Consider the following 1,000-nt stretch of genomic DNA (forward strand, 5'->3'; position numbering starts at 1 on the left):
ACCGCGCGCAGGCCCTCGGCCTCGACCACCTCGGAGAAGGGGTCGACGAGCGCGACCGGCGCGAGCACCAGGACGGCCACGAGCACGGGCGCCAGCGAGCCGTCCGTGGCGACGACGGCGCTCAGGACGACCGCGACCCCGGTGGCCGAGCAGGACGAGCGCCTGGCCCAGGCCGGTCGTCCAGGCGAGGTGGTTCTGGGCCGCGGCGAGCCGCGCGTCCACGCCGCGCAGGCGCTCGCGCACCGGCTCGCCGGCACCGTAGGCGACGAGGTCGGGGGCGTTGAGCACCAGCTCGGACGCCTCGGCGGCCAGCTCGCCGCGCAGCGGGGCGACCTGGGCCTGCCGACTGGACTCCACCCACCGGGTCAGCAGGTGCACCGCGGCGGCGGTCAGCGCCGCTGTGCCCAGCACGACGAGCGCCGCGCGCCCGTCCAGGGCGGCGAGCAGCGCGACCACCACGAGGACGCTGACGGACGTCACGTCCAGGCAGGCGGACGCGCAGGCAGCCGGTCCTTGGCCGGACTCGACGTCCGGCACGACCCGGCTGACCAGGTCGCCGCGACGCGTGTCGCCGAGCCCGCCGGGGGCCAGCCGGTCGAGGTCGTCGTACACGGCCAGCCGTTGGCGCGTCGCCAGCTCGAAGGCGGCGTCGTGGGTCAGCAGGCGCTCGGCGTAGCGCAGCGCCGCCCGGGCGATGCCGAAGAACCGCACGCCGACGATGGCGACCATCAGGTACATGACCGGCGGCTGCTCGGCGGCGCGCGAGATCAGCCACGCCGAGACGAGCAGCAGCCCGATCGCGGCCAGCTGCGCCAGCGTGCCGAGCAGCGTCCCCAGGGCGAGCCTCGTCCTCATCGGACCGTCACCTCCTGCCGCCCGCCGACGGCGATCGTCGTGTCCGCGGCGGCGACGACGTCGCGGTGGTGGGCCACGACCACGACCGTCGCGCCGAGGTCGCGCAGCGTGCGGAGCACCGTCGCCTCGGCCACGGCGTCCAGCC

The 1,000-nt window shown here is 76.6% G+C and carries 1 protein-coding gene; it reads right to left on the reverse strand.

Annotated elements, in window-relative coordinates; translation table 11 throughout:
- Positions 1-855 (reverse strand): ABC transporter domain-containing protein (locus tag AC2W7G_RS17120; protein ID WP_485869501.1); only part of this gene is annotated, 855 nt, incomplete at its 3' end.
- Positions 856-1,000 lie beyond the last annotated feature (145 nt).

The sequence above is a fragment of the Aeromicrobium sp. PFPM2_SD2 genome (genome assembly GCF_057364525.1).